The organism is Haloarcula sp. CGMCC 1.2071 (assembly GCF_037078445.1).
Classification (GTDB): Archaea; Halobacteriota; Halobacteria; order Halobacteriales; family Haloarculaceae; genus Haloarcula; species Haloarcula amylolytica.
Genome location: NZ_JAYMGY010000001.1, coordinates 588455 through 608533 on the forward strand (window position 1 = coordinate 588455; position 20079 = coordinate 608533).

Below are 20079 nucleotides of genomic sequence, written 5' to 3' on the forward strand. Positions count from 1 at the left end.
AACTCACCACCGAGGTCAGACGAGTGTTTCCAACAGTACAATTCGGGATAGTAGCGGGATTCATTGTGTTTGTAGATTCCGGCTGCATCGTTAGAGCTCCGGCACGTCCGACGGCATGTCGAAGTCGTGGTAATACTCGCCCTTTTCCTTCGAGAGAATGTCGAGGACGGCGGCCGCGCCGTCGCCGGCTGCGATGACCGCCTGCCACTTCTCCGCTCGCCCCATTGCACCGGTCGCGTACACGTTCTCGACCGACGTTTCCATGTCGACGGTCACGTCGACGACATCCTCATCGGTGAACGCACAGCCAAGGTCCTCGGCGAGGCTGCGGTCGCCACCAGTCGCGAGGACGACGTACTCCGCGGTGTACTCGTCGTCGTCCGTCGTCAGGACGAACCCGTCGTCGGTCTGTTCGATACCCGTGACTTCCGTCTCGTGCAGCGTCGCGCCCCGGTCGCGGGTCTGCCCGCGAGCGATCGTGAGGAACTCCTCGCCGCTGATGCTTCGCACGGCGGGGTAGTTGAACAGGTGTGCCTTGTGCACCCACGACTCGTCCGTGTCGAAGGCGACCGTTTCGAGGTCGTTCTTCGCAGCGTACTGTGCCGCACTCAGTCCGGCGGGGCCGCCGCCGACAACTGCTACATCTGCCATGTCTCAAGCCAGGGGCCACCAATAAAAGAGTTTTACCATCTGGTAAAATTCGGCCGGAAGGTCACATATGTCTCTCAACCGGATAACGCCGGCCACTCATAGAACGTACGGCCTGCGCTGTCGGATCGGCTCCCCGTGCGGACGGCCCGAGACGGCGACGACACGGAGCGACTCATCGCTCCGGAGTGTCACTGACCGCGCATCAGTGACCGGCAGAACATCACCGTCAGTGAACGAATGCCCCTCGACCGTTCCGTTCCCACTGACACCGTAGAGGAACCCGGACCACTCCTCCGGAACCGACCACGTCCACGCGTCGGTCACTAACACGTCCAGATACTCCATCGGCGTATAGAGGCTGATCGGCGAGCCCTCGCCGACAACTGTCGTGACCGTCGCGCCGTCCCGTTTCTCCGTCGGAAGCGCGTCGGCCGTCGCGTCGACGTAGTCCGGCTCAGCGTCCTTCTCCGCCTGCGGCAGATTCACCCAAAGCTGGAGTCCGGTACAGGCCTGCCCATCCGCGGGGAACTCGGAGTGGCGAATCCCGCTTCCGGTCGTGATTCGCATCGCATCGCTCTCGTACGCGGTGTTTGCGACGCCGAGCGAGTCCTCGTGTTCCATGCCGCCTTCGATCATGTACGAGACGATCTCGAACCCCCGGTGGGGGTGCATCGGGAACCCCTTGTCGGGGTCGATATAGAACTGCTCGAACAGGACGAACGGGTCCAGATTGTGCGGATAGCCGTCCGTCGGAAACGCACGGTTCGAATTCACACCCGTCCCATGGCGGACCGACTCTCCGGAGATGGGCCTGTCAGTCGACGCCTGCGACTCGCTCTCAGTCATACTCCTCCTTGTTTACCGAGCGGTAAAAACTGTCGGGAGTGAACTGCAATCACTCTTTGGTCTTGGTTCGGTGACACTGCCGTCACCGGTATCGAATCTGCTCTCGCGGGTGGAACAAAGCCCTGCAGACGGGCAAACCCCTCTCTCCGTGTACTACTGGCCTCGATGGAAACTGCCGTAGCACAGCCTCATACAGTGGTATTCTGTCCTTCAAAGGTGTGAAGCGAGCGTATGGGTTGGGGCGGATTCTCACCGAAACGAGACTCACTGCGTTCGTCTCGCAGGGTCCGAATCCGCCGGACCATTCTGCTCCTCACGCCTGTTCGTCACAAGAATGGGTTGGGGCGGATTCGAACCGCCGACTTCCTCCGTGTGAAGGAGGTATCATAACCGAACTAGATCACCAACCCGATACACTCGACTCTATTCGAGCGTATCCCTTAAGAATTGCTTTCCGACTACGCTTCCGGCTCTTCCTTCCCGCGGTACTCGCCGATCTTTTTGCGGGCGTCAGCGATCGCTTCCTCGGCTTCGCCTTCGGCTTTCCCCTGCAGTTCTTTCAGGTCAGCCTTGACGGCCTCCAGTCGGCTGGGTTCGGGCTCGGCTTCCTTCCCAGTAAGCTCTCGGAACCGTTCCTCGACCGGTTCGAGTTCTTCCTTGACGCCCTTGGTGGCGGTCTTGCCGGCGCGCTTCAGGTAGTATCGTGCGTCTTCGAAGTGCTTGTTCATATATGACCTTACGCGAAGGACGAATATATCTCTTGTGCCCGGAACACAGTCCCCAATCACGGCTGATCGAGGGACTGCGGGCGGCCACGATGGTAAACGTGTCCCGCGGGTACGAACTGTTTTGCGCCGGCACCTGCAACGGGGAGACATGTTCACACGGGTTTCGATTCCCACGCCGTTTCAGGTCGGGCCAGTCAATGCATATATCGCGCGACGAACCATCGTCGATCCGGGACCCGACAGCGAGGAAGCGTGGTCGCGTCTGGTCGAGGCGCTTGAAGCACGCGAGCTGTCGCCGGATGACATCGAGCAGGTACTGGTCACACATCCGCACCCGGACCATTTCGGCATGGCAAACCGGTTCGCCGAGCGGGGGGCGCGTGTCCTCGCCAGCGAGCCGGCGGCCGATATCATGCGCGATTTTGCGGCGCAGCTACACACCGAACAGTCCTATTTCGCGGATTTCTTCGAGCGGTGTGGCGTCTCACGCGAGACTGCCGAGACGGTCACACAGCTACCGGAAGCGTTTCTACCCTACGCCCAGAGCGTCGATACCGACCGCCCGCTCGCGGCTGGTGATATCGCTACCGTCGACGACACAGAACTCACGGTCGACACCGTACAGGGCCACTCCGCCGGCGAAATCATCTTCTCGTACGACTTTCAGGGTCGCCGTGAGGCGATTGTCGGCGACAACGTGCTGGGCGACATCACGCCCAACCCGTTCCTGCAGGTGCCCGACGAGAGCGGGACGCGCCCGCGGGTGCTGCCGGCGTTCAACGACTCGCTCCGGTGGCTCCGCGAGCAGGGCCACGACCGCTTTCTCACCGGCCACCGCGAACCCGTCGAATCACCGCAGGAACGCATCGACGACATCCTCGCGGAACACGACCAGCGCACCGCGGAGGTCGCCGACATCGTCTCCGGCGGGGTGACAACACCCAGTGACGTGATGACGGCGTTGTTCGGCGACCTGCCCGCCACGGAGTACTTCGCTGGGATGAGCGAGGCTGTCGGCCACCTGGACGTACTCGAAGTCACCGACCGCGTCGAGAAGCGCGAGAGCGGCGGCGTGTTCGTCTACGAGTCGGCGTAATCGCTGTTAGTGCCTGAACGACCGAGAGAGAAAGGAACAGTCAGCGCGGCAGACTACAGCAACTGCGCGGCCTGGAACGCGATCTCGGAGACGCGGTTGAAGCCGGGCAGCAGGAGTACCGTCACGATGGCGGCGCCCACCACAGCGGTGTACAGCCCCATCGGGTACGACTCGATGGTCCGGCTGCCGGTCGGTTCCTCTATCCACATCGCCTTGACGACGCGGGAGTAGTAGAACAGGCTGAGCGCGCTGTTGATGATGAGCGCGGCGGCCAGCGACCACGCGCTGACGTTGAGCGTCGCCTGGAACAGGTAGAACTTCGAGAAGAACCCACCGCCGATCGGCAGGCCGGCGAGGCTGAACAGGAACACCGTCATCGCCGCGCAGGCGACTGGTGCTTCCTTGCCGAGGCCGTTGTAGTCCTCGAAGCGGCGGCCGACGCCCCAGTACTCGGCCAGCGCGATGAACAGGAACGCGCCCGTGTTCATGAAGCCGTAGACGAGCAGGTGGGACATCCCCGCACTCATGCTGAGACTCAGGCCCTCACCGGAACCGGACACGGCGGCGAGTCCGATGAGGACGTAGCCGGCGTGGCCGACACTGGAGTAGGCCAGCATCCGCTTGACCGTCTCCTGGGTCGCGGCGGCGAAGTTCCCGACGAACATCGTCGCGATGGCGAGGATCTGGAACGCCATCACCCAGTTGATCGCGCCGCCGGCGGCGAGCAGGTCACCGATCGGGAAGGCGACGGCGAAGACGCGGAACGCCAGCACGAAGCCGGCGGCCTTCGACGCCGAGGAGAGGAACGCCGAGATCGGCGCCGGCGCGCCCTCGTACGCTTCGGGTGCCCAGAAGTGGAACGGCACGGAGGCCGTCTTGAACGCGACGCCGCCGATAATCATCAGGATACCGACGCCGAGGATAGCCATCGGGACGGCCGGATCGCCGGACTGTGCCTGTATCGAGCCGTCGACGATGGTCTGGACCGTGCCGCTGGAAATGGCTGTCGCGACACCGTCGAACCGAAGCACGCCCGTCGCGGCGTACACCAGCGAGATGCCGTAGGCGAGAATCGCCGAGGACACCGCGCCGATGAGGAAGTACTTCAGCCCGGCTTCGACGCTTCCCTTGTTGTGCTTGAGGAAGGCGACGAGCGCGTAGGATGGCAGCGACACCAGTTCGAGGGCGATGAACGCCGTCGCCAGGCTGTTGGCCGCGCTCAGGAGACTCATCCCGGTCGCGGACAGCAGCACCAGCGAGAAGAACTCGGCCTGGTAGTCGTGGCCGGCGATGTAGTCGTAGCTCGCAAGCACGACCAGCGTCGTGACACTGCCGACGATGGCCATGAAGAACAGGGCCATCTGGTCGACGACGAGCTGATTGTTGAACAGCGCGACGCCAGTGCTATCGGCGATTCCAGTGCCGGCGGTGATGAACCAGCCGGCGAACCCGAAGGAAAGCAGGGAGCCGATTCCCGAGATCCCGGCCAGCAGTCCCGTGTTCGTCGAGTCCGGGTCGATCGAGTCCGCTAGCAGCAACACCAGAGAGGCGAGGCCCAGCGAAAGTGCCGGGGCGAGCGCCATCCAGTCAGGAAGTGCGACCATCTATGCACCACCTCCGATCTCGAGAACCGGTGAAATCGAGTCCTGTATCATGGCAAAGGAGAGATCCGGTGCGACACCGAGTGCGATGACCAGCAGGAGCAACACGGCCAGCGGCGCGACGTCGTGGAACGCGGCCGGGCTGACCTCGTAATCCGTCTCCAGACTGAAGGCCCCGAACAGCGTGCGCTGCATGGCCCACAGCAGGTAGCCGGCCACGATGACGATGCCGAACATCGCCAGCGAGGTCAGCACGGGCGCGGCCCCGCCAAGCGTCGGTGCGTTGAACGACCCCTGGAAGATGAAGTACTCCCCGGCGAAGCCGGCCATCAGCGGCAGGCCCATGTAACCGAATGCGGCGGCGACGAAGATGCCGACGGTCCATGGCATCCGGTCCGCGAGGCCGGACATATCGCCGACCATGCGCGTGTGCGTCGTGTTGTAGATGACACCGACACACATGAACATCAGCCCCGAGATGAGGCCGTGGGCGATCATCTGGAAAGTCGCCCCGCCCATGCCGTAGGGCGTGAACGCGACCAGGCCCAGGATGACGTAGCCCATCGAGGAAATCGAGGAGTAGGCGACGATGCGCTTGAGGTCGCGCTGTGCCAGCGCGAGCATCGCGCCGTAGATGACGCTGACGACGCCGATGATAGCCAGCGGCACGGCGAGCTGGCGCGCCGTGTCAGCGAGCATCGTGAAGTTGAACCGCAGCAGTGCGTAGGTCCCCATCTTCAGGAGGACGCCGGCCAGCATGACCGACACCGGCGTCGGGGCCTCGACGTGTGCGTCGGGCAGCCATGTGTGCAGCGGGAAGACGGGCACCTTCACCGCGAACCCGAAGAACATCATGATGAACGAGATGGTCATCAGGTTCATGCCGGCGATGGTCGGCAGGCCGCTTGCGGTGCGGAACGCCTCGGCCATCGCGGGCAGGGACAGCGACGTGAGGTCGGTGCTGAACACGAGTGCGAACAGACCCGCGAACATGATCAGCGACGCCACGTTCGTATAGACGAAGAACTTGATCGCGGCGTACTTCCGACGCGGCCCGCCCCAGATACCGATGAGCAGGTACATCGGGATGAGGACGCCCTCCCAGAAGACGAACCAGAGGAAGAAATCGAGCGCGGAGAACACGCCGATGAGGCTCACTTCCATGAACAGCATCAGTCCGTAGAACTGGGACTGGCGCTCGTCGATTGGCGTCCACGCGGACACGATGGCGAGCGTCGTCAGCACTGTCGTCAGCGCGAGCAGCGGCATACTGATGCCGTCGAGGCCGACGTAGTACGACACTTCCAGCTCACCCAGCGTGATCCACGGGAGCTGCTGGCCGAACGCGATGTCGGCGGGCGACAGCAGCGCGTTGCCCGTCCCGCCGTACTGCGTGAGGTACACCCAGTACATGTAGATGCTGCCAAGCGCCGGAACCGCACTGATAGCCGCGGCGAGCTTTCCGGCGTACCGGTCAGGCGAGAGGAACACGAGGCCGGTTCCCAGCAGGGTCACGAGCAGGAGCGCGGCAACCCACATCTAGAACCACCCTCCCATGATGCCGAAGGCGGCAAGCAAAAGCACGAGTCCAAGCGTCAGCAGCGTCGCGTAGTTGCTGACGACGCCGGACTGGATACGTCGGATGCGGCTGCCGCCGAACAGGCTCACGCTGGAGATGCCGTTGACGACGCCGTCGACGACACCCTGGTCGAACTTGTTCATCACACGGGCGAGCGGGTAGGTGACACCCGTCGCGAGCCACACCTGATATTCGTCTTGGTAGTAGTTGTGCATGAGTAGCGTCTTCAGACCGCCAAGCTTGTCCGTATGCTCGACCGGGTCAGCACCGGCATAGAGGGTCCGCGCGACGAGCACACCGGCGAGTGCCAGCCCGAGCGAGACGCCTGCAGAAGCGAGCAGTGTCGGCGTCTCTCCAAGCGGGTAGCCCTTCACAACGTGTGAAACATCGTGCAGGAGGCCCTCGTAGTGGTGCAGTCCAGTGTTGAGCGCCGCAGGCCAGCCACCGTTCTCCGGCCCGTTCAGCCACTTGTGGAGGAAGTCGATCTCAGCGCCGGTGAGCTTCGCGACCGGGGCCATGTTGATAAACCCGATCGTCGTCGCGAGAATCCCAAGCACCGTCAGCGGGCCCTTGACGTTCCAGCGGACGGGCTCGGGGTCGCGTGCGGTGTCCGAGCGGGCGTCGCCGTGGAAGGTCAGGTACACCATCCGGAAGGTGTAGAAGCCGGTGAAGAACACGGCCAGCAGCCCCATCGCGTACGCGATGAGGTAGGCCGTCCCGAGGCCGCCCTCAGTACCGAAGCCGTGGATGAGGGCCTCGTACAGCACCTCGTCCTTGGACCAGAAGCCGGCGAAGGGAACGATGCCGGCCAGTGCGAGCGAGCCGGCGAGGAACGTCCAGTAGGTCACCGGCATCCGGTCTTTCAGGCCGCCCATGTCCCACATGTTCTCGTTGTGGTGCATGGCGATGATGACCGACCCCGCACCGAGGAACAGGAGCGCCTTGAACACGGCGTGGGTGGTCAGGTGGAAGACAGCGGCGATGTAGCCACCCGAGCCCAGCGCGAGCATCATGTACCCGTACTGGGAGATGGTGGAGTACGCGAGCACCTGTTTGATCTCCTGCTTGACGAGACCCATCGTCGCCGCGAACAGCGCGGTGAAGCCGCCGATGAGAGCAATGACGGCCAGCGCCGTCGGCGAGAGGGCGTAGAAACCGTACATACGTGCGACGAGGTACACACCGGCCGCGACCATCGTCGCCGCGTGGATCAGCGCTGAGACCGGCGTCGGACCTTCCATCGCGTCGGGCAGCCATGTGTGCAGCGGGAACTGCGCGGACTTGCCGACGACACCGCCCAGCACGAGCAGGCCGAGCACGGTGAACCACTGCTGTGGCCCCATGCCGACCGTCTCAAGCATCGCGATGCCTGCCGTCTCACCGTCGACGATGGCGTGTTCGGCAAGCATCGGGAAGCTCTCGGCGACCACTTCGCCGCCCTGCGTAATGGGGGCGAAGAGACCGGTCCCGAAGGTGGCGAAGATGCCGACGACGCCGATGAGGAAGAAGTAGTCACCGAAGCGGGTGACGAGGAACGCCTTCTTCGCGGCGCTCGGCGGGCCGTCGTCGCGGAACCAGAAGCCGATGAGCAGGTACGAGCACAGGCCCACCAGCTCGAAGAACATGAACGCCATCAGGAGGTTGTTGGCGACGACGAACCCGAGCATGCTCGCCGTGAACAGGCCGAGCCCGGCGTAATAGCGCGGGAGACCGGTCTCGCCCTCGTCGTTCATGTAGCCGAGCGAGAAGATGTGGACGAGGAACGAGATAAGACAGACGATGAGCAGCATGAGCGCCGACAGCGGGTCCAGCAGGAGTCCGAAGTTGAGCTGGAGCGTCTCGACGCTCGTGGTCCACTGGTACAGTATCTCGTTGTGGACGTCGCCGCCGGCCACAGTCAGCGCGACCCAGATCGACAGCAGGAGCGATCCGCCCGTCGCGGTGATGCCCGCGAGCGCGCCGCCTTTCGGCATGCGGTCGCCGGCAAACAGCGCGACGAGGAACGATACGAACGGCAGCAGGACAATCGCCGGAGCGTATGTGAATGCAGCCATCTGTTACCACCTCATCGTCGTCGCCTTCGTCACGTCCACGTCTGTGAAGTTGCGGTACAGGACCAGGATGATACCGATCCCGATGGCGACCTCTGCGGCGGCGAGTGCCATCGTGAACAGGCTGAACACCTGACCGGTAAGGTTCCCGTGTTGCAGCGAGAACGCGACGAGGTTGATGTTCGCAGCGTTCAACATCAGCTCGACGGACATCAGGAAGATGAGCGCGTTCCGTCGCGTGAGGATGCCGAACAGGCCGATACAGAATATAGCCGCCGACAGGAGCAGGTACGTCTCAGCGGGAATCACGAGTCGTCACCTCCGTGGTGGGTGCCGCCATCGGCGACGACAGTCTCTTCCTCGTTGTCGCGTTTCGCCAGCATCAGCGCACCGTCAAGGGCCGCGTCGAGGGCGATCGCGATGAGGATGAACGCGACGAGGAATCCTTCGGCGGGAACGGCCGCGTCGCCGACCAGCAGGCCCGGCTCGATGTCGAACATCGCCGCGCCGAGGCTTTTGGTTATCGCCGCTCCCTCGCCGAAGCCCGCTGGCGCGGGAAACGAGACGCCCATGAACACTGCACCGAGAACGACGAACAGGGCGATTGCGGCCAGTCCAGCGACGAAACTCCCCTCCGTCTGTAGTTCGGGCTTTGTGGTCATGGTGTCACCTCAATCACCGACTCGTCCTCGCGGGTCAGCATCACCGCGAAGGTGATGAGGATGAGGACGCCGCCGACATACACCAGGATCTGCATGGTTGCGACGAACGCCGCCTGGTTCATGACGTAGAACACTGCGACGCTGATGAGTGACACGCCCAGTAACAGCGCCGAGTGCCAGACGTCCCGGACTAACACGACGCCCGCAGCGCTGCCCACCGTTACCATAGCGAACAGCGCGAACGCAATTGACTCTGCCAGTGCCATCTTACTTGGAGACTCTTTGCGGCGTCCCTTTGAAGATTCCTCTTTCGTCTCGCCAGTAGAGCCACTGTTTGCCGGTATGGCCCCCAGATTTCGGGGCACTTCCGGCCTGCTGGCGAGCACCTATCACTTCGCGGATAGGTTGCAGCGGTGGAGCCCGTAGCTCTACCCAGGGAGTGATACTGGAAGGTCGGCCTCGCTGAGCGGACGGTCGTTTCGGCGAGTCACGTACAGATGACAGTTCAGCAACGACGCTTGACCCGACAGAGAACCGCTGAAAGCCGTCGCAAAAGGAGTTACTGGTAGTCCACTTCGCCGTCGCCCTCGCCGATCCACGCGCCCCGGTCGGGTTCGCGGGACTCGAGCGGGTCGATGTCCTTGTACCACGGTACGTTCTTGAGCTGCTCCTTGTCGTACGCGAACTCGTCTTTCGTATCTGCGGTGAACTCGAAGTTCTGGGTCAACAGGATAGCGTCGGTCGGGCAGACCTCCTCACACAGCCGGCAGTAGATACACTGGCCGATGTGGAGGTTGTACTGCTCGCCGTTGCGCTGCTCGTCCATCACGATCTGGATGGTGTTGTTCGGACAGACGTTCTCACACTGCCGACACCAGATACACCGCTCCTGGCTCCACTTGTGGACACCGCGGAAGCGAGGGCTCACCTCGGGAGCGACGTCCGGGTACTCCACCGTGAACGTCTCCCCGTCGAGGGCGTGTTTCATCGTCGTCGCCATTGATTTCAGGATTCCAATCATGACAGGTCACCTCCGGTCGCTCGTGGGTCGGTTCGCGTGGCCGTCATCAGACGGTCACCCCGACGATAACCGCGGTCAGCAGTAGGTTCGCCAGCGATAGCACCAGCATTCCCTTCCAGCCGATCTCGATAAGCTGGTCGATCCGGACGCGGGGCACGGCCGAACGGGCCCACTGCGTGAACAGGAAGACGCCCCAGATCTTGATGAGGAACCAGACGATACCCGGCAGGACCGGACCAGCCGGTCCACCGAGGAAGATTGTAGCGATGATCGCCCCGCCGAGGAAGATGTGGATGAACTCCCCGAGGTAGATCAGGACGAAGTACACCGAGGAGTACTCGGTCTGGTACCCGGCGACAATCTCGGTCGGCGCTTCCGGGATGTCGAACGGGTTCCGGCCGACCTCCGCGAGGTTCGCGATCATGAACAGCACGAACGCGAAGGGGTTCACGAACGCGTACCACGACGGCAGCGGGCCGATCAGCGACTGCTGCTGTGCGGCGACGATCTCGCTCATCTGGAGCGACCCGGCGAAGATGACCACCGACGCGCCCGTCAGGATGAGCGGGATCTCGTAGGCGAGGTTCTGCGCGACGGCGCGCAGGCCGCCGAGGAACGAGTACTTGTTGTTCGATGCGTAGCCGGCCATCACGAGGCCGATCGACGTGGTCGAGGCCACGGCGAACACGTATGCCAGCCCGACCTCGGGGTCGGCGAGGTGGATGCCGTTCCCCATCGGAATCACAGCAAAGCCGAGCAGCGCGGTACTGGCGATAATCAGCGGCGCGAGGTCCCACGCCGGTCGGTCGACGCCCTCCGGAACGATGAGTTCCTTCGACAGCAGGCGAACGGCGTCGGCCACGATAATGAACAGCCCGTACGGGCCGATACGGTCGACGGCGATGCGGTCGGTGAATGCGGCGGTAATCTTTCGTTTCGCCCACGGACCGGCAAGCGCCGTGTTCGTCATCATAAGCGTCCCGATGAGCCCGGCCCCGACGAGGCTCATCACGATCATCACGGCCGTGCTGTTGGGATCGAGCCTCAGCAGGTTCGCGAGCGTTTCCGGTAACGGCGCCGACTGCATTACCGGTCCACCTCCCCGAGGACAATGTCGAGGCTCCCGAGCGAGGCGATCATGTCAGGGATGTACTCGCCCTGGGACATCTCCGGCAGCGTCTGCAGGTTCGAGAAGCACGGGCTGCGGATCTTGAACCGGGCCGGCTTGTCCGTCCCGTCCGAGCGGATGTAGATGCCGAGTTCGCCCTTCGCGCCCTCGACGGAGCGGTAGATCTCCTTGTCGGGGTCCGGACGGAGCGTCCGCGGGACGTTCGCCTGAATCTCGCGGTCGTCCTCCGGCCACTGCTCCAGCAGGTCGACACACTGTTCGATGATGCGGGCCGACTCCTCGACCTCGCGAAGGCGGACGAGAACGCGGCTGAAGTTGTCGCCGCCTTGCTCGGTGACGACGTTCCAGTCGAGTTCGTCGTAGTAGCCGTAGGGGTCGTCGCGTCGGATGTCGTAGTCGACGCCCGAGCCGCGTGCCACGGGCCCGGTCGCGCCGTACTGCTTGACCTGCTCCGGGGAGAGGACGCCGGTGTCGACACACCGCATCTGGAAGATCTCGTTGCCGGTGACGAGGTCGTGGACCTCTTCGAGCTTGTGCGGGAGGTCGTCGAGGAAGTCGCGGATCTTCTCGAAGTACTCGTCGCGGGGCTCAGGGAGGTCCCAGGCGACCCCGCCCAGCCGGAGATAGTTGAACATCAGCCGCTGGCCGGTCAGGTCTTCCAGCAGGTTCTGGACGATCTCGCGGTCGCGGATGCCGTACTGGAAGACGGCGGTGAAGTCGCCGAACACGTCCAGCGCGAACGTCGCCAGCGCGAGCTCGTGGGAGGCGATTCGGCACATCTCCGCCGCCATCGTCCGGATGACCTGCGCGTACTCTGGCACCTCGATATCAGCGAGGTCCTCGGCCGCGCGCGCGTACGCCCATTCGTTGAGGATTCCGGCGGAAATGTAGTCCCACCGGTCGGGGTAGGGCATGATCTGGTGGCGGTAGGTACCCTGCTGGCACATCTGCTCCTCACAGCGGTGCAGGTAGCCGATGTCGGGTTCGAGGTCGGCGATCTGCTCGCCGTCGAGCACCGTTTCGACGTGGAGCACGCCGTGGGTCGCCGGGTGGTGCGGGCCGATGTTGACGAACATCGTGTCCGGATCGTCCTCGCTGCGCTTGTCGTCCTTGAGCGGGTTCGCGTGCTCGCGCAGTGAGACGATCTGTGGCTGGTCCTGGTTGTAGTCCTGACTCAGGGGGTGGCCCTGCCAGGTCTCGGGTAGGAGGATGCGACGCAGGTCCGGGTGGTCGTCGTAGTCGATGCCGACGAGGTCGTACGCCTCTCGCTCGTGCCAGTCCGCGGTGTCGTAGACGCGAGCGGCCGACTCGTTGTGCGGATCGTCCTTCGGCGACGGGACGACAATCGACAGCTCCTGTGTCGGGTCGTTGTACTTCCGCAGGTGGTAGATGGATTCGTACCGGTCGTCGTACTCCTGTGCTGTGACACAGGCGCAGTGGTCGAACCCGGCCTCCTCTTTCAGCGTCGAGAGGACTTCCTGGACCTCGTCGGGACGGATGACGAACCCCTCAGCGTTGACGTGCTCCTCGCGGTCGAGGACGTGGCCCCCGAGCAGGTCCGCGAGCGCGTCGTAATCGAGGCCGTCCTCCGTAACGCCGACGTCGAGCGCCGTATCGCGTGATGGTTTTTCTAAACTCATGGCAGGTTAGGGAGAGTCGTTCCAGTTGTACCGCATGACGAGGTCTTCCTCGTCGATTTCGCTGGCGAGTTTATCCACGAGCTCGTCCTGTTCGAGGTCACCGAACTGCTCCAGTTCGTAGGGTTTGACCGTCACCGGCGAGGACTCGCCTTCGGCGATGCGCTCCTGTAGCTTGGCGACGCCGTAGATGAGTGCCTCGGGGCGGGGCGGACAGCCCGGGACGTGGATGTCGACCGGGATGACCTCCTCCGCGCCCTTGATGACGTTGTACCCTTCCTGGAACGGGCCGCCGGAGATGGTACACGACCCCATCGAAACGACGAACTTCGGCTCGGGCATCTGGTCGTAGACGCGCTTCATCCGCGGGGCGAACTTCGAGACGATGGTCCCTGGGACGATGATGACGTCCGCCTGGCGCGGGGACGCGCGTGGCACCCCTGACCCGAAGCGGTCGAGGTCGTGTTTGATCGCGTAGGTGTGGATCATCTCGATGCTACAGCAGGCGATCCCGAACTGCAGCATGAACATCGAGGAGCCCCGGACCCAGTTCATGAACTTGTCGAACTTGGTCAGGATGAACGGCGTCGACCCGAACGCCTCGCGTAGCGTCGAGTTGAAGCGGTCGTCGGCCCCGTCACCCATGCGGGCCTCCTGTGTCGATACGTCTTTCGCGGCCGGTGGTGTCTGGTCACTACTCATATGTGTCTGCCCCCTTCGTGGCGCGCGGACTGCGCACCCACTGAACTGCGCCGTTACGCCAGGCCCAACCGAGTCCGACGGCGAGAATCCCGATGAATACGACCATCGGTAGCAGTGCCTTGGTCATCCCGACCTCAGCGACGGCGTCGCTGTAGATGACCGTCCACGGGAAGATGAAGACGGTCTCGATGTCGAAGACGACGAACAGCAGCGCGACCATGTAGTACTGGATATTAAACTTGATCTGTCGACTGCTGCCAGTCGGCACTTCACCGGACTCGTAGGTGGTGCGTTTGCCTTGTTCCGGCACGCTGGGCCGCAAGAGGCTCGAAACTGCCATCATCGTCAGTGGGATGGCTAGCGCCACGACCGCGAGCGCGCCGATGGCGATCCATGGATTACTCATTCCGGTATCTCCTATCGTCTGCCGGTTAGAAGTACTCGCATATAAGGGTTCATTGTTCGGTTTTTCGGCCCTGTGGGTCTTTAAGAGCCGACGCGCTCTCGGATGGCAAGTGACCTGTAACTGCCGCACCTCCCGGGGTGTGACGCCCCCTCGATTGTCACTCGTCCCAGTACTCGCGCTTGAACCCGGGCGTCCCGAGTTCGTGGAGGTCGCGCGACGCCTCGCCGACGTCGGTCTGGAGGCCTTCGTGATACGAGACGAGACGGTCACGGAGTTCGTCGTGCTGCCGTGCGAGAATCTGTACCGCGGAGAGCGCGGCGTTGAACGACTTGCCGGCGTCGACCGCGGTCAGCGGTGCGCCCTGTGGCATCCCGATGACCGAGTCGACTGATTTCTCCTGCACGGGGACGCCGATGACCGGCAGCGGATAGGCGATGCTGGCGGTCATGTTCGGCAGGTCCGCTGACTTGCCGCCAGCGCCGGCGATAATCACGTCAATACCGCGGTCTTCGGCCGTCTCAGCGTACGCGTACATCAGGTCCGGCGTCCGATGGGCCGAGCAGACGAACGTCTCGAACGTGAAGCGGCTCTCGGGCGCGTCGGTGTAGTCCGTCTGTTCCTCGAAGCCGAGTTCGTCGGCGAGCGCCGCGTAGGCCCCGGGTCGCTTGCCCTGCCCGCCGGCCATCGTCGGCAGATCAGAATCCGATCCCATGACGATGCCGACATCGGGAGTCAGGTCGTTCGGGCGGTCCATCTCCGCTTCTTCGTGTAACTGGTCGATGAGCGACTGGACGCTGTCTGCGGGCATACGACGGACTGGAACCGGGACCGGCGTAAGTGTAGGCGGTTTCCGCTCAGTCGGCCAATGCCTGCTCCAGTTCAGTAAGGAGCGTTTGTGGCTCTGCAGGGAAGCACCTGAGTGGATCGGTACGGCCGGTGACCTGTATCCTGAGTGCGTATCGTTTACGATACGTGAGCGCGAGGCTGACGGCGCCGGCGACTGCGAAGGCCCCGCCGAGGAGGACAGACCGGTCGAGCGACAGCAGGCCGAACCCGACCAGCGCGGCGCTCATCACCGCGAGAAACCAGTCGATGTCCTGAAGACTTACCTCGACCACGTCGTCGAGGTCGACGACCACCGGACTGTCGCCACGGTCGACCACCAAGCGATCAGCACCGAGAATGACAGTCCCGCCGGTTCGGAGCGTGCCGGCGTACCGCTCGTCGCTAACAGGCGATGCGGTGTCAGCAGCCATATCGTCGCTATCGTCCTCCACGGTCAGTCGTCGCTCACGGCTGGCGGGCGGTCGCCGCCGCGGCCGCGGATGCGGTCCAGTGACGAGACGTATTCGCTGTCGTCCTCCGTGAGCGCGGCCCAGGCCGCGAGGCCGCGCTCCTCACGGGTCCCGGGCACGGTGTTGTCGAGGACGAAGGCGGCGATGCCGCCGACGACCATCCCGGTGCCGCCCATGACGAACAGCGTCGTCGCGACCACATCGGTCCCGAGTACGCCCCCGAGGACCGGGACGGCCGCGAGGCCCTGCTGGAGAGCTGTCGCACCGCCGACGTCCATCCCCTGCCCGACCTGGCTCATGTACTCGGGCACTGCGAGGCCGGCAAAGAGCGCGAAGCCGACGATGAACACGTTCCGGTTGGCATCGAGGTCGACGTACTTGAGCTGTGAGAGGCCCACGGCGGCGATCTGGCCGAACATGACGATGTAGAGGCCGCCGATGATCGGCGACGGGATCGTCGCGAACAACTGGCCCGCCGGCCCGAAGTACCCGACCAGAATCATCACCGCGGCGCCGATTTGCACGACGTAGCGGGATGCGACGCCGGTGATAGCGATTGCACCGACGTTTTCGGTGTAGGAGGTACAGCCGTTGCCGGTGCCCATGATGCCGGCGAACACGTTGCCGACCCCCTCCATCCCGATCCCGTCGTTGATTCGGCGGCTGTTCGGCGCACCGCGGCCGGCAATGCGGGCGACGGAGTGGTAATCGCCGAAGCTCTCGACGACGGAAGCGAGCATCCCGGCGAACATCCCGACGACGAAGCCCGGCGTGAACTGCGGGAGCCCCCACTGGAACGGGTAGATGGGCTGGACCAGCGGTGCGCTCGTGACCGACCCGAGCGAGACGTAGCTGATCGAGTCGGCGGCGAAGACGCCGGTGATTGAGAGCACGGCCGCAACGCTCCACGCAAACAGAATACCCAGTAGCACGGGGAAGAGTTTGAACGCCCGGTGGCGTCGGTCGAGGTACTGCGAACACGCGATGATCGAGAGCATTGTCAGCCCGAGCAGCCACCAGTTCTGGCCGGTCCCGGGGTCGCCGAAGTTCGGATTCGCTATCTGTGGGACGTTGAACAGCGACAGTCCGATGAGCGCGATAACCGGCGCGATGACGACCGGCCCGACGTACCGCTTCAGCTTCCCCATGAGGCCACTGTAGCCGATCACTACCTCGACGATGCCGGCGACGATGACGGCCCCCTGTAACTCGACGAGCATAGTCTGCCAGTCCGCCCCCTGCTGGGCCAGCACGCCGATGATGGCCAGTCCGGGCGCGAGCATGGAGAACGTCCCGCCCTGGACGATGGGATATCTGTTTCCGAGCGTCGTCTGGGCGAGCGTCGCGATACCGGAGACGACGAAGAACGTCCCGATGAGACGGCCGACCTGGTCCGGCGCGGCCTCGAACATTCCCATCGCGCCCGCGAGTCCGAGCGGGATCGCCACGGACGCGCCGATCATCGTCAGGTAGTGCTGGACGCCGAGCAGTATCGCTTGCTTTCGCGGCGGCTTGTCGTCGATGCCGTACTCGACGAAGCCGGCGGTTTCCGGTTCCTCGGGTGTGGCCGGGTTTTGTCCGTCGTCCGGCGGTGTCGCGTCAGTCATGCTCGCTACCCATGGCACTGCAACTCCCGATACATATTCTTTGCTCGTTGGCCCGGCAGGGACGGGACTGTCCAGCCCGCCTCGAAAGGAAAACGCTCTTGGCCCGCTCCGACACAGTCTTGGACATGAGCAACGGGGACGACGATGCCGACGCGTCGGACGACGCCGAGGCAGCAGACGAGATCGACGTGACCGCCGAAGAACTGGAATCGCGTCTCACAGAGGCCGGCGAGGAGCTTGAGGCCGCAGAGACGGAGGCCGACCTCGACGACGTCGAGTCGTCCCTCGACGACATCGAGAGCGACCTCGAAGCCGCCGACCTGCCCGAGCCCGACGAGGATGACGACGAAGCCGAGGACCCCCGCGAGGAACTGGAGTCCCAGCTCTCGGACCTGCGTGACGACCTCGAAGCACAGCGCGGCCCCTACGCCGAGGACGTGGTCACTATCGTTTCCGACGCAGCGGACACCGTCACCGACAGCGAGTGGACCGACGACGGCGAGGGCGAGGCCCAGGAGGCCGTCGAGACGTTCCTCGACGAAAGCGCCGAGTTCGTCGACCACGACGCCGACACGGGCGGCGATTTCGTCGCCGCCGGGGACGCGCTGGCTACAGTCGCCGACGCCATCGAAGCGGCAAACCTCGACCCCGACGAGGACACGGAGACTATCGAAGGACTCCTCGAAGCGGCGGAAACGCTGGAAACGGGGCTGGACGAAGCCGAAGTCTGGGACGACCTCACGGTACAGGAGCAACTCGACGCTCGCGGGTTCTACGACATCCTGACCAACGAGAACCGGAAGGACTTCCCGCCGGAGTGGAACGCCGCGAAGCTCCACGCCGAGGAGGGGGACTTCGAACAGGTCCTGTTCGCCTACGACAAACTCGGGTCGGAGTTCTTCGACGGATACATCGTCGACCTCCTGTACAACCTCGGCAGCGACGCCGAGCCGGCCTTCGACGCGATGCACCAGCGCGCCCAGAAGCGCGACAAAGGGCCAATCGAGGTACTGGGGAAGATCGGCGACGAGCGTGCGACCGAGACGCTGCACGACTACATCGACGGCGACGGCGACCCCGCACTCCAGAAAGTCACGCTGCGCGCGCTGGGCGCTATCGGCAGCGCGGAGTCGGTCCAGCCGGTCGCAAACCGACTCGACGCCGACAGCGAGGAAATCCGCTCGGTCGCCGCCCGCACTCTGGGCCTGCTCGGTGACACCCGCGCTATCGAGCCGCTCGGCGACATACTCGAGTCCGACGACAGCGACTCCGTGCGTGCCTCCGCCGCGTGGGCGCTCCGACAGATCGGGACCGAAACGGCACTCGAGGAGGCTGCCCGCTACACGGACGACCGCGCGTACATCGTCCAGGCCGAAGCCGAGAAGGCGTCAAGCGCCTGAGTCAGGGAACCTTTTTATACGAACGGGGGGCCAGACGCCCCGATGCGGTCGCTCGCTCCACTCGTCTGCTGCGTGCTCGTCCTCGCCGCGCTAGGTCCCCATATCGCAGTTGGACAGGCGTCTCAAGCCGGCACAACAGCCAGCCGTCCTGCGGAGCCGTCGATTCACGCAGTGTACCCGGACCCTGTCGCTGGCGGCGACGCGGGGGAGTTCGTCGTCCTCGACGTTCCCGACGGGACCGACATCGGGCAGTACGCCATTACCGACGGCGACGGGACTGCGGGTATTCCGAACACCAGCGCAGGCGGGCGCGTCGTCCTCTCGACGGCACCGAACCGGACACGGGAACTCACCGACTGGCCGGTCGTCGGCCTCGACGGACATCTCGCGCTGGCAAACGGCGGCGAGCGGGTTCGCCTTCAGCGTGCCAATCGGACTGTCGATGCCGTTCGGTACACCGAGACCGTCGAGGGGGAACTCGGTATTGTGAACGGGTCGGTTATTCGCTGGCGGCCGCTGGGCGCGACGGCCCGTCCGGTCGTCAGGGCCGCCGGCGGCGAGGTACAAGCGTTCACGCTTCCGGACTCGCCCGCTGCGCCGATGCAACCGATTCGCAACGCTACCGAACGGGTGTACCTCGCCGGCTACACGCTCTCCTCGGCCAGGGTCGCCGACGCTCTCATCGCCGCCCAGCGCCGCGGCGCGACGGTCCGCGTCCTTCTCGAAGGTGAACCGGTCGGGAGCCGCACCGCCGCGGAAGCCCGCACCCTCGACCGGCTGACCGACGCCGGCGTCCCGGTTCGGGTAGTGACTGGCCCGCGCGCCAGATACCGCTACCACCACGCGAAGTACGCCGTCGCCGACGGGCGGGCCGTCGTGCTGACGGAGAACTGGAAACCCGCGGGAACCGGCGGCAACAGCAGCCGGGGCTGGGGAGTGGTCACGGCACAGCCGCGGGTCGTCGACGGGCTGAATCAGACGTTCCGATCTGACGCCGGCTGGCAGGACAGCGAGCGGTGGGGGGAGTACCGCCAGGGGCGACAGTTCGAGCAGGGCGAGCCGGCGACGGGCTCGTACCCGAGCGAGTTCCGGACGGAGTCGGTGGCCGTCCAGCGGACGGACCTCTTGGTTACCCCGGACAATGCCCAGGACGAACTCGTCGCGACGATAGACGACGCGGACGACTCCACCGACGTCATCCAGCCGACGGTCGGAGATTGGGAAAGCCCACTTCTGCGGGCGCTCCGCCGGGCCGCGTCGCGCGGCGTCGAGGTCCGCCTACTGCTGAGTGACGCGTGGTACGTCCGAGAGGAGAACGAGCAGACAGCACAGCGGTTTCGGGAGTGGGCCGACCGCAACGACGCGCCACTGACAGCGAAGGTGGCGGACCCCGACGGTCGCTACGAGAAGATCCACGCGAAGGGCGCAGTCATCGACGACAAGCAGGTCGTCGTCGGCAGCCTCAACTGGAACGAGGCGGCAGCGACGTCGAATCGCGAGGTCGTACTGGTGCTTCACGGCAGCGACGCGGCCGACTACTTCGGTGCCGTCTTCGACGCCGATTGGGACGCCGGCGGGTTCGACACGCCGATTGGGGCACTCGTGGCCTTGCTCGGACTCATCGTGGTCGCCGGGCTCGCCGCTCGTCGGGTTTCGTTCGAGGCGTAA

Annotated in this window: 20 protein-coding genes and 1 tRNA gene; 3 read left to right on the forward strand and 18 right to left on the reverse strand. The window is 64.3% G+C overall.

The window, feature by feature from the left end:
* Window positions 1-90: 90 nt before the first annotated feature.
* From VI234_RS03090 to VI234_RS03105, 4 genes are all read right to left on the reverse strand, one after another.
* Window positions 91-651 (reverse strand): NAD(P)/FAD-dependent oxidoreductase, encoded by a 561-nt coding sequence (locus VI234_RS03090; protein ID WP_336329208.1) that lies wholly within the window; start codon window positions 649-651, stop codon window positions 91-93.
* Between the two features lie 96 nt (window positions 652-747).
* Window positions 748-1497, reverse strand: a complete 750-nt coding sequence (locus tag VI234_RS03095) for a pirin family protein (protein ID WP_336329209.1) — start codon at window positions 1495-1497, stop codon at window positions 748-750.
* 335 nt (window positions 1498-1832) lie between these two features.
* Window positions 1833-1907, reverse strand: a tRNA-Val gene (locus VI234_RS03100).
* A 48-nt stretch (window positions 1908-1955) separates the two neighbouring features.
* On the reverse strand, window positions 1956-2225 hold the full coding sequence (locus tag VI234_RS03105) for a DUF7553 family protein (RefSeq protein WP_008313024.1): 270 nt from the start codon (window positions 2223-2225) through the stop codon (window positions 1956-1958).
* A gap of 148 nt (window positions 2226-2373) precedes the next feature.
* Between VI234_RS03105 and VI234_RS03110 the strand changes: the two genes are divergently transcribed.
* On the forward strand, window positions 2374-3321 hold the full coding sequence (locus VI234_RS03110; RefSeq protein WP_336329210.1) for an MBL fold metallo-hydrolase: 948 nt from the start codon (window positions 2374-2376) through the stop codon (window positions 3319-3321).
* A gap of 53 nt (window positions 3322-3374) precedes the next feature.
* Here VI234_RS03110 and VI234_RS03115 read toward each other — a convergent pair whose 3' ends face one another.
* From VI234_RS03115 to VI234_RS03180, 14 genes are all read right to left on the reverse strand, one after another.
* Window positions 3375-4925 (reverse strand): NADH-quinone oxidoreductase subunit N, encoded by a 1551-nt coding sequence (locus VI234_RS03115; protein WP_008313028.1) that lies wholly within the window; start codon window positions 4923-4925, stop codon window positions 3375-3377.
* Window positions 4926-6461 carry a complex I subunit 4 family protein gene (locus VI234_RS03120; protein WP_008313030.1) on the reverse strand — a complete coding sequence of 512 codons (1536 nt, stop codon included), beginning with the start codon at window positions 6459-6461 and terminating at the stop codon, window positions 4926-4928.
* Window positions 6462-8555 (reverse strand): NADH-quinone oxidoreductase subunit L, encoded by a 2094-nt coding sequence (nuoL, locus tag VI234_RS03125; protein WP_008313032.1) that lies wholly within the window; start codon window positions 8553-8555, stop codon window positions 6462-6464. It lies immediately after the preceding gene.
* 3 nt (window positions 8556-8558) lie between these two features.
* Window positions 8559-8861, reverse strand: coding sequence for an NADH-quinone oxidoreductase subunit NuoK (gene nuoK, locus VI234_RS03130; RefSeq protein ID WP_004518191.1), 303 nt, complete (start codon window positions 8859-8861; stop codon window positions 8559-8561).
* Window positions 8858-9214: a hypothetical protein gene (locus VI234_RS03135; protein WP_008313034.1), complete on the reverse strand. Its 357-nt coding sequence runs from the start codon at window positions 9212-9214 to the stop codon at window positions 8858-8860. The genes nuoK and VI234_RS03135 overlap by 4 nt, the downstream gene beginning before the upstream one ends.
* On the reverse strand, window positions 9211-9480 hold the full coding sequence (locus VI234_RS03140; RefSeq protein WP_008313036.1) for an NADH-quinone oxidoreductase subunit J: 270 nt from the start codon (window positions 9478-9480) through the stop codon (window positions 9211-9213). The genes VI234_RS03135 and VI234_RS03140 overlap by 4 nt, the downstream gene beginning before the upstream one ends.
* A 293-nt stretch (window positions 9481-9773) precedes the next feature.
* Window positions 9774-10235, reverse strand: coding sequence for a NuoI/complex I 23 kDa subunit family protein (locus VI234_RS03145; protein WP_004518194.1), 462 nt, complete (start codon window positions 10233-10235; stop codon window positions 9774-9776).
* A gap of 46 nt (window positions 10236-10281) precedes the next feature.
* Entirely contained in the window at window positions 10282-11322 is a 1041-nt protein-coding gene (locus tag VI234_RS03150; protein ID WP_336329211.1) for a complex I subunit 1/NuoH family protein, read from the reverse strand.
* Window positions 11322-13004 carry an NADH-quinone oxidoreductase subunit D gene (locus VI234_RS03155; RefSeq protein WP_336329212.1) on the reverse strand — a complete coding sequence of 561 codons (1683 nt, stop codon included), beginning with the start codon at window positions 13002-13004 and terminating at the stop codon, window positions 11322-11324. The genes VI234_RS03150 and VI234_RS03155 overlap by 1 nt, the downstream gene beginning before the upstream one ends.
* A gap of 6 nt (window positions 13005-13010) precedes the next feature.
* A complete protein-coding gene (locus VI234_RS03160) occupies window positions 13011-13703 on the reverse strand; it encodes an NADH-quinone oxidoreductase subunit B (protein WP_008313056.1) in 693 nt (230 codons plus the stop codon).
* Window positions 13696-14109 carry an NADH-quinone oxidoreductase subunit A gene (locus tag VI234_RS03165; RefSeq protein ID WP_008313057.1) on the reverse strand — a complete coding sequence of 138 codons (414 nt, stop codon included), beginning with the start codon at window positions 14107-14109 and terminating at the stop codon, window positions 13696-13698. Before VI234_RS03165 ends, VI234_RS03160 begins: the two co-directional genes overlap by 8 nt.
* 157 nt (window positions 14110-14266) lie before the next feature.
* Window positions 14267-14917, reverse strand: a complete 651-nt coding sequence (locus VI234_RS03170) for an AIR carboxylase family protein (protein ID WP_008313058.1) — start codon at window positions 14915-14917, stop codon at window positions 14267-14269.
* Between the two features lie 46 nt (window positions 14918-14963).
* Complete coding sequence (locus tag VI234_RS03175; RefSeq protein WP_008313059.1) at window positions 14964-15386, reverse strand: hypothetical protein; 423 nt, start codon at window positions 15384-15386, stop codon at window positions 14964-14966.
* A gap of 2 nt (window positions 15387-15388) precedes the next feature.
* Window positions 15389-17011 (reverse strand): uracil-xanthine permease family protein, encoded by a 1623-nt coding sequence (locus VI234_RS03180; RefSeq protein WP_336329213.1) that lies wholly within the window; start codon window positions 17009-17011, stop codon window positions 15389-15391.
* A gap of 125 nt (window positions 17012-17136) precedes the next feature.
* Between VI234_RS03180 and VI234_RS03185 the strand changes: the two genes are divergently transcribed.
* Both VI234_RS03185 and VI234_RS03190 read left to right on the forward strand, forming a co-directional pair.
* Window positions 17137-18411 (forward strand): HEAT repeat domain-containing protein, encoded by a 1275-nt coding sequence (locus VI234_RS03185; protein ID WP_336329214.1) that lies wholly within the window; start codon window positions 17137-17139, stop codon window positions 18409-18411.
* 42 nt (window positions 18412-18453) lie between these two features.
* Window positions 18454-20079, forward strand: a complete 1626-nt coding sequence (locus VI234_RS03190; RefSeq protein ID WP_336329215.1) for a phospholipase D-like domain-containing protein — start codon at window positions 18454-18456, stop codon at window positions 20077-20079.

Coding starts and splice junctions, on each gene's coding strand:
- VI234_RS03115 (WP_008313028.1), bottom strand. CDS start 4,925: ATGGTCGCACTTCCTGACTGGATGGCGCTCGCCCCGGCACTTTCGCTG.
- VI234_RS03150 (WP_336329211.1), bottom strand. CDS start 11,322: ATGCAGTCGGCGCCGTTACCGGAAACGCTCGCGAACCTGCTGAGGCTC.
- VI234_RS03095 (WP_336329209.1), bottom strand. CDS start 1,497: ATGACTGAGAGCGAGTCGCAGGCGTCGACTGACAGGCCCATCTCCGGA.
- nuoL (WP_008313032.1), bottom strand. CDS start 8,555: ATGGCTGCATTCACATACGCTCCGGCGATTGTCCTGCTGCCGTTCGTA.
- VI234_RS03185 (WP_336329214.1), top strand. CDS start 17,137: ATGAGCAACGGGGACGACGATGCCGACGCGTCGGACGACGCCGAGGCA.
- VI234_RS03190 (WP_336329215.1), top strand. CDS start 18,454: ATGCGGTCGCTCGCTCCACTCGTCTGCTGCGTGCTCGTCCTCGCCGCG.
- VI234_RS03135 (WP_008313034.1), bottom strand. CDS start 9,214: ATGACCACAAAGCCCGAACTACAGACGGAGGGGAGTTTCGTCGCTGGA.
- VI234_RS03105 (WP_008313024.1), bottom strand. CDS start 2,225: ATGAACAAGCACTTCGAAGACGCACGATACTACCTGAAGCGCGCCGGC.
- VI234_RS03170 (WP_008313058.1), bottom strand. CDS start 14,917: ATGCCCGCAGACAGCGTCCAGTCGCTCATCGACCAGTTACACGAAGAA.
- VI234_RS03090 (WP_336329208.1), bottom strand. CDS start 651: ATGGCAGATGTAGCAGTTGTCGGCGGCGGCCCCGCCGGACTGAGTGCG.
- VI234_RS03110 (WP_336329210.1), top strand. CDS start 2,374: ATGTTCACACGGGTTTCGATTCCCACGCCGTTTCAGGTCGGGCCAGTC.
- VI234_RS03180 (WP_336329213.1), bottom strand. CDS start 17,011: ATGACTGACGCGACACCGCCGGACGACGGACAAAACCCGGCCACACCC.
- VI234_RS03145 (WP_004518194.1), bottom strand. CDS start 10,235: ATGATTGGAATCCTGAAATCAATGGCGACGACGATGAAACACGCCCTC.
- VI234_RS03140 (WP_008313036.1), bottom strand. CDS start 9,480: ATGGCACTGGCAGAGTCAATTGCGTTCGCGCTGTTCGCTATGGTAACG.
- VI234_RS03160 (WP_008313056.1), bottom strand. CDS start 13,703: ATGAGTAGTGACCAGACACCACCGGCCGCGAAAGACGTATCGACACAG.
- VI234_RS03155 (WP_336329212.1), bottom strand. CDS start 13,004: ATGAGTTTAGAAAAACCATCACGCGATACGGCGCTCGACGTCGGCGTT.
- VI234_RS03165 (WP_008313057.1), bottom strand. CDS start 14,109: ATGAGTAATCCATGGATCGCCATCGGCGCGCTCGCGGTCGTGGCGCTA.
- VI234_RS03120 (WP_008313030.1), bottom strand. CDS start 6,461: ATGTGGGTTGCCGCGCTCCTGCTCGTGACCCTGCTGGGAACCGGCCTC.